Source organism: Microcystis sp. M49636_WE2 (assembly GCF_030065375.1).
Classification (GTDB): Bacteria; Cyanobacteriota; Cyanobacteriia; order Cyanobacteriales; family Microcystaceae; genus Microcystis; species Microcystis aeruginosa_C.
Map to the genome: position 1 here is coordinate 1 of NZ_JASJFG010000272.1, position 3,932 is coordinate 3,932.

Below are 3,932 nucleotides of genomic sequence, written 5' to 3' on the forward strand. Positions count from 1 at the left end.
TAAAATGTAAAGAATCTGGGAATACATTAAAAAGCTATGGCTCTACCAATTGTTAAACGATTTCTCATCTCGCTAGATCAGAACAAATTTGTGGGAATATTCGTCTTCCTCGTCTGTTTAGGCGGTTCTGTGATCTTTGCTCTCCTACCCGATCCTGAGAAACCGCCCACCTTTTATCGAGCGGTGGGACAATTGGCCTACCGGGTGCCGCCGCCGGCTTTTACCAGTACAGGAACCAAACTGCAAGAACAAGGGCGAGCTATTAACCGCGATTTACTGCTGTCTCCCCGGGTATTGGTCAATACAGCCCAAAAACTGCAATTTAATCAGGAACAGATCGTTAAAATTCGCGATCAAGATTTGAAAATCACCTTCCCTGGTGAAGCGGAGGGACAAAAAAATAATAGCGACCAACCTCAAGAGATACTTTTAGAGTTAATGTCCGACTCCCAGTCCAAGGCGGAGTTAATTCTCGAAACCTTGATGAAGGAAATGGTGGAATACAGTCGCTGGCTGAATACTTCCCAGTTACGGGCCCGCATAGAAGCTCTCAGTGTCCGACTTAACGAAGTCCAAAAAGATTTAACCAGAGCCGAAGAAAAGTTTTATCGCTACATTAGTACCCAGGGTTCAGATTTATTGGCGATTCAAGATGGGAGTTTATTCGCCGCTATCACCAGTAGTCAACAGCAACAGCGAGAAATTCGCCTAGAACTGCAAGGCATTCAAGGACAGATTAATAGTCTGAGTAAACAACTCGATTTAACCCCCGATCAAGCTTACACCTCCTCGGCCCTTAGTGCCGACCCGATTATTGCCAGTATCCGAGCGCAGATCTTGGGTACGGAAGCCCAATTGGAGCGACTACAGAAGGATTTACGTCCCGAACATCCCACCGTAGCTAAATTACGCAAAGAACAGGAAGTTAACGAATCTCTCTTACAAAAAAGAGCCGCCGAGGTGATCGGAAAAGATGGCATCCTGACCGATCTTCCCAGCAGTCGCATCCGTCAGCAAAGTAATCTCGATGCCACCCGTCAACAACTAGCGGCTCAATTAGTCACCCTGCAAACCCAGCGCGAGGGTTTAATGAAACAATTAGAATCCTTAGTGACTCAGGAACAGCAATTACGCTCCCAATACGAGAAATTCCCCGATAAACAGCTACAGCAAGCTCGTTTAATCCAAGCCGTCGCCTTTCAACGGGGTATCTACGAGAATATTCTCAATGCTCTGGTGGATGCTCAGGCCGCAGAAGCGGAAACCGTGGGTAGTCTCACCGTCGCCCAAACGCCAGTTGCTGAACGGATCGAACAGGTGTTTAACCGCAAGAATCGTACCTTGATTCTCTTGGTGGGTGCTGGTTTGGGAACTTTAGCCGGATTGGGCGTGATTCTCCTGTTAGCAGTGATCGATGATCGCCTGCACAGTCCCCAAGAATTGCGGGAAGCTTTGGTTAGTCGGGATATACTACTCTTAGGACAATTGCCCATTGTCCGGAATTTAGAGGGCGAGGAAATCGAGCCGATTCTCGCCGATGCTAATGCCAATTATCTCCCCTACTACGAACGTTTACGCAGTACCCTGCGACTTGTTGGCGGCGGCGAAACGGTGAAAGTAGTTGTTGTCACCAGCATTACTGGCGGAGAGGGGAAAACCGCCACTGCCTATAATCTGGCGATCGCTGCGGCTTTAGCGGGGCGACGGACTCTGTTAGTAGAAGGAGATCTGAGAAGTCTTTCCAAAGCTGAAAAAATCGGAGTCATTCCCGATCCTAATTCTTTCCGAGAACCCCTACTTTACTACGGGGCAAAAAGTAAATCGGTCCGTCTGGCCCCAAATATTGAAAACCTTTCCATTTTGCCTAGTCCCGGTCCGCAAAAACAAGCGGCAGCTATCATTGAATCGAGCGAATTACAATTAATTCTCAAAGATTCTCGCGGCCGTTTCGATCTGGTGATTGTCGATACGCCTTCTCTGTCTAGCTGTAATGATGCGCTTCTCTTAGAAGAACTAGCAGACGGGATTATTCTGGTAACGCGCCAGGCGATCACTCGTTCTAGTCTCTTGAGTGAAGCAACTGACCAGTTAGCAGAAGCGGAGGTGAAAATTTTAGGGGCGGTGATTAACTACGTCGATATTACAATGAGTCTCAACACCGCCGAACCGGAACTGCCAGCTTTGATAGTTCCCTCAACACAGGGACAAACAGAGGTGGAGGAAGTGAAAGTGGAGGTGTAAATGCGGTTAGATTTGACAAAATCTTCTGGCTCGATCGAATTGTGGTTCTTGCCAAGAAAAAGCAAAATGACTGATACCATCTATTGTGGGAAAAGCGATCCGAATCGCTTCCATTTGTACTTCTAAGGAGGGACGATTGTTATAGGGTTGTCCCCATAAACCCGCTAAAGCTGGGATAACAGGAGTTTGATTTCCCCTGCTTGCCACTACTCTTTTGATCTGATTAACTATACAGGTGGTATCGTTACAATTAGCGTAGGACATGGGATGCCATTCTAGGGAAGCGGGAAAACTATCCCAAGCTTGTAAACGAGAATCAAAACCTTGATTACCCACAAGACGATTCCCATCAGGAAAAAACACTGCCCCGGCGGGAATTCCCTGACGTTCCACTAGGGCGGAAAAATAACTAATATAATCAATTACACCCTGGGCAGCATGGGCAACCGCTAGGAACCAAAGTTCTAATTTGAGGCGATCAAAACGGGTTTTAACTGATTGTTTCATCTCCTCCTCTAAAGGTATTCTTCCTTGCCAAAGAGGGGCGGTTTCTTGGGGATAAAGGAGGTCGGCTTCGACGATATCATCGGGGGAAATTTGCCCACGAGTCAGATAGCGATCGATTAAAAATTTGCCCTTATTATTCAATCCTCGATTAATGAAAGCTTGTCGGGATGCTGGACTAAAAATCCATAAATCTTTGACATCATCAGCAACAGAATCGACTCCTGTTCCTCTGGGATAGCGAATATAATCAAATAAAACTCCATCGGGACGACGTTGTAAAATGGCTTCTAGGAGAATTAAATAATCCTGTCGCGCTTGATTACTGTAGGGATCGACAAAAGTTTGGGATTGATCATCGACAAAAGAGGTGCTATCTTGTCCTTTACCATTGCGTGCTAACACCTCCTGTCGATCGGGTTTCAAGCTATAAGCATAGCCAAAATTGAGGCTAAATAACCAAGCATAAACCTTTAAACCGCGTTTATGTCCCTGTTCGATCGCCTGTGCTAATAAATCGACATTTCCGGCACTGGGATTTTTAATGACGCTATCCCAAACGGTGGGATTATTGTTAGGAGGTAATAGGACTTGACCATCGGCAAAAACTTCCAGATAAACTGTATTATAACCTTTGGCCACGATGCGATCGAGGATACTTTCGATCGAGCCTGGACGGGTATCACAGGAGTAGAGACGTAACCAGATCGCCTGTTCCTGTAACCAATGTCGGGACCGACAAAAGCGCAATTGTTCAGCATATTTCTGCAATAAAATGTTATATTCTTGGGGCGAAGTTTGACGCAGATTTTCTTGTTGTTTGATTTCTGATTCGGACAGTTGACAATTATCATTGACAGCGAGGCTAGAGTTAATCCCTAGATGACTACTCCAGAGGATTGTAGCGAGGAAACAGGATAGAGATCGCAGACAATTAATTTTCTTTAACATAGTTGTTCACAGCGTTTGCTATTTTTTTATTGTTGGCACTTTCAGATAAATAGGGTCTGCTGAAAAAGTTTTTCCTGGGGGTAGGGTGTGGGGTATGGGGTGTGGGGTGTAGGGTTTTACCGATTTTCAGGTGGTCAACTACCTAATTTTCAGGGAAAAAGTACCTCAATTTTCCCCCTGATCACTCCCATGCCTGGTACTTTTTGATTGACAAAAAGTCTAAAAGTCTTACCCAA

2 protein-coding genes are annotated in these 3,932 nt (G+C 45.7%); one reads left to right on the forward strand and one right to left on the reverse strand.

The genetic code is table 11. The features are described from left to right. The first annotated feature begins 36 nt into the window (after positions 1-36). Complete coding sequence (locus PX484_RS06560; RefSeq protein WP_002801646.1) at positions 37-2,241, forward strand: GumC family protein; 2,205 nt, start codon at positions 37-39, stop codon at positions 2,239-2,241. 6 nt (positions 2,242-2,247) lie between these two features. Here the strand turns inward: PX484_RS06560 and PX484_RS06565 are convergent, their stop codons facing one another. Continuing rightward, positions 2,248-3,696 carry a family 10 glycosylhydrolase gene (locus tag PX484_RS06565; protein WP_287767656.1) on the reverse strand — a complete coding sequence of 483 codons (1,449 nt, stop codon included), beginning with the start codon at positions 3,694-3,696 and terminating at the stop codon, positions 2,248-2,250. Positions 3,697-3,932: the final 236 nt, after the last annotated feature.

Excerpts from the sequence above, each read along its gene's own strand:
- PX484_RS06560 (WP_002801646.1), top strand. The coding sequence starts at position 37 with ATGGCTCTACCAATTGTTAAACGATTTCTCATCTCGCTAGATCAGAAC.
- PX484_RS06565 (WP_287767656.1), bottom strand. The coding sequence starts at position 3,696 with ATGTTAAAGAAAATTAATTGTCTGCGATCTCTATCCTGTTTCCTCGCT.